At 32.7% G+C, this 3,369-nt stretch carries 3 protein-coding genes; all 3 read left to right on the top strand.

Going from position 1 to position 3,369, the window contains the following annotated elements:
• Positions 1-257: 257 nt before the first annotated feature.
• From Q0838_RS14115 to Q0838_RS14105, 3 genes are read left to right on the top strand one after another with little or no spacing between them, the layout of a single operon-like run.
• Positions 258-566, top strand: a complete 309-nt coding sequence (locus Q0838_RS14115; RefSeq protein WP_298956528.1) for a helix-turn-helix transcriptional regulator — start codon at positions 258-260, stop codon at positions 564-566.
• Between the two features lie 2 nt (positions 567-568).
• Positions 569-1,927 carry a DNA cytosine methyltransferase gene (dcm, locus tag Q0838_RS14110; RefSeq protein ID WP_298956526.1) on the top strand — a complete coding sequence of 453 codons (1,359 nt, stop codon included), beginning with the start codon at positions 569-571 and terminating at the stop codon, positions 1,925-1,927.
• Complete coding sequence (locus tag Q0838_RS14105; RefSeq protein WP_298956524.1) at positions 1,927-2,982, top strand: hypothetical protein; 1,056 nt, start codon at positions 1,927-1,929, stop codon at positions 2,980-2,982. Before dcm ends, Q0838_RS14105 begins: the two co-directional genes overlap by 1 nt.
• Positions 2,983-3,369 lie beyond the last annotated feature (387 nt).

Below are 3,369 nucleotides of genomic sequence, written 5' to 3'. Positions count from 1 at the left end.
TAATATCTTTAGAGCCATCAATTAAGATTTTAAGGTAAGGATTGATGAGTAAAACGAATCATAGCCTTACCGTTGTGTTTCATACTGACCAGCCGCATATTTTAGCACTTTCGGTTTTTGCCAACGCTCATTTCCAACGCTCAAAAAACCAAAAGAGCTAAAATTCCCCAACGCTCGAAAAAATACAATCCGAATTTCTTGCTTTCCAAAATTTGACAAACTATATTTGACACTTGTTGTCAAGTAATAATATTCAAATGGAAACAATCGGACAAATTTTACGAAATAAAAGACAAGCTCTCGGACTTCTTTTAAGACAAGTATCGGCTTATGTCGATATCGACCAAGCAATTTTGAGTAAAATCGAAAGAAACGAGCGAAAACCGACAAAAGAAATGTTGGACAAACTTGCAGAAATATTAAAACTCGATAAAGACGAACTTTTAATACAATTTATAAGCGACAAGATTGCTTATGAAATTGTAGATGAAGATTGTGCAAGTAAAGTGCTAAAAGTAGCCGAGAAAAAAATTAAATATTTAAAATCACATCCAATTCAAAACTAACTATGCGAACATTAACAACTGATACAGAAAATACAAGCGTAGTTGAGGAACCTCAATTGGCTGTAAAACTCTACCCAAAAACAGAAAAGAAAGAACAAAAAGGTAACTCTACCTTAAATATGCTTTCCTTGTTTTCTGGTTGTGGTGGAATGGATTTAGGTTTTGAGGGAGATTTTTCAGTTTTAAAATCATCTGTAAACGAGATTTTAAACCCTGATTTTATAAACGAAGAACTTGAAAATAACTTTATAAAACTCTCAAAAACACGTTTTAAAACAATTTTTGCAAATGACATTTTAAAAGATGCAAGAAACGCTTGGGTAAACTACTTTTCAAAAAGAGGACACAACGCAGAAGATTACCAAACAGACAGCATAGTCGATTTGGTAAAACTGCATCAAAGTGGGACAAAGGTTTTCCCTGAAAATATAGACATTGTAACTGGTGGTTTTCCTTGTCAAGATTTTAGCATTGCAGGAAAAAGAAACGGTTTTGATTCACACAAAAATCATAAAGGAGAATTTAATACAAAAAGCACAGCAACCGAAGAAACTCGTGGTCAGCTTTATATGTGGATGAAACAAGTTATTGAGATTACTCAACCAAAAATTTTCATTGCAGAAAATGTAAAAGGTTTGGTTAACCTATCTAATGTAAAAGATATTATTCAAAGTGACTTTTCTTCTGCTGGAGACAATGCATATTTAGTTTTAAATCCTCGTGTTTTGCACGCAGCAGATTATGGTGTTCCACAATCAAGAGAACGTGTTTTCTTTGTTGGAATCAAAAAATCAGCATTAAAAAAATCAGCTCTTGAGCAATTAGAAAAGGGAATTATTTCAGATAAATACAATCCGTACCCAAAACCAACTCACGCTTACACAACAGATGGAGAAGATTTAAAACGTCACGTAGATTTAAAAGAACTTTTCGCTAATATTAAAGAGCCTGAAAAATCAAACGATTTATCTCAACAATTTTACTCAAAAGCGAAATTTATGGGTAAACATTGTCAAGGTCAAATAGAAATAAAACCAGATGGAATTAGCCCAACGATTAGAGCAGAACATCACGGAAATATAGAATTTAGGAGATTATCAAAAAAGAATGGAGGAATATTAACAGAAGAACTTTCAAAAGGGCTAAAAGAAAGACGTTTGACACCAAGAGAATGTGCTTTAATTCAAACTTTTCCACCTGATTATGAATTTGTAATTGCAAATAAACAGGGTCGTAAAGGTTCATATTTGGTAAGTCCTTCAAAAGCATATAAAGTAATTGGTAATGCTGTTCCACCACTACTCGCTTATAATTTAGCCAAGAGAATAGAAAATGTTTGGGATTTATATTTTAAAAAATAATGGTAGTATCAGTTAATTCAGAACCACAAAAAAGAGAGTTCAACGCTTTATTAAATTCTACAATTGAAGAATTAAACGCTCACGCAAAAAAATCGCCTAAAAAGATTGAGCAATTAAGAGGCGCTAAACTTGAACCTTATGTTAGAGATGTAATGACTGATTTAGCAGTTGGTTCACAATTTGAAAACTCAATAGAACTAATTGGCGGACAAAAATTCCCTGATATTGTAGCAAAGAAACTCTATGGTATCGAGGTCAAGACAACAACGCAAAACCATTGGAAAACAACTGGAAATAGTGTTTTGGAATCTACAAGAGTAGATGATGTTGAGCGAATTTATATGCTTTTTGGAAAACTTGGAAAACCGATTGAATTTAGAAGTCGTGCTTACGAAGAGTGTTTATCGGAAGTCGTTGTTACACACTCACCAAGATATTTAATCGATATGAACTTGGAAGAAGGAAAGACGATTTTTGATAAAATCAATACATCTTATGACACTTTACGTCAAAAGAAAAACCCAATTAAATCAATTACAGATTACTACAAAAGCAAATTAAAGCCTGGGCAAGATTTATGGTGGATTCAAGACACCGAAAAAGCCAGTAATCTTGTAATCAACATTTGGAATAACTTAAGCCTAAAAGAAAAAAAAGAAACTAAAAACAGAGCTATGGTTTATTTTCCAGAAGTTTTTAGTAACCGAGGAGACAAATTTGCTCGACTTGCAATTTGGTTGGTAACAAGAGAAGCTGTTGTTTGTCCAAACGTGAGAGACCTTTTTACTGCTGGAGGAAAAGACGATTATTTCATTAAAAATAAAACGTATAAAGACATTCCAAGAGTATTTATCAAACTATTCGATAATCTAGATTCAGTTTTGGAGATTTTAATTAATACTTCGGCAATCGAATTATCAGAATATTGGAATGAAAAAACAACGGAAAAGAAAAAGATTATAGATTGGATTGAGTTGGTTTCAATGAATTCAAAATCCGTCCAAGGAGCAAAGCATTTGGATATAAAGAAAATGTTGTCGGAATTAATATTCTGATGGATTTGCCAACGCTAAAAGCCATACACATTTGCAATTCGCTTCAGCCGAAACACAAGCCAAAAATCGCAAAAGAGTATGTCTTTGCCAACGCTAGCAATTTTGCGGAAAAAAAGTACGAAAACACAACACGGTATAAAAAACATAGGGCGTTTGTGTTTACCGAAAGGTCTGTGAATATTAACAAAGTCCGCTAAATATAAAATTTGGCGTTTATAGTAGAAAAAATAAAAGCAAAATATTTATATTTAGCTAAGTAATAAACCGAAACTAAAGTGCTTATTAACTGCCCTACGTTTCTTATACGGCAACGTTGCAAAAAATCAAAGATTTCGCAACATTGAAATTCACCGATTCATTTATATCTAGGATTATAATAGTTGTGTT

It is taken from the genome of uncultured Nonlabens sp. (genome assembly GCF_947495285.1).
Lineage (GTDB): Bacteria > Bacteroidota > Bacteroidia > Flavobacteriales > Flavobacteriaceae > Nonlabens.
The sequence above is the reverse complement of the archived record's forward strand: the minus strand, read 5'-3'. Positions and strand labels throughout refer to the sequence as shown.

Excerpts from the sequence above, each read along its gene's own strand:
- Q0838_RS14105 (WP_298956524.1), top strand. The coding sequence starts at position 1,927 with ATGGTAGTATCAGTTAATTCAGAACCACAAAAAAGAGAGTTCAACGCT.
- dcm (WP_298956526.1), top strand. The coding sequence starts at position 569 with ATGCGAACATTAACAACTGATACAGAAAATACAAGCGTAGTTGAGGAA.
- Q0838_RS14115 (WP_298956528.1), top strand. The coding sequence starts at position 258 with ATGGAAACAATCGGACAAATTTTACGAAATAAAAGACAAGCTCTCGGA.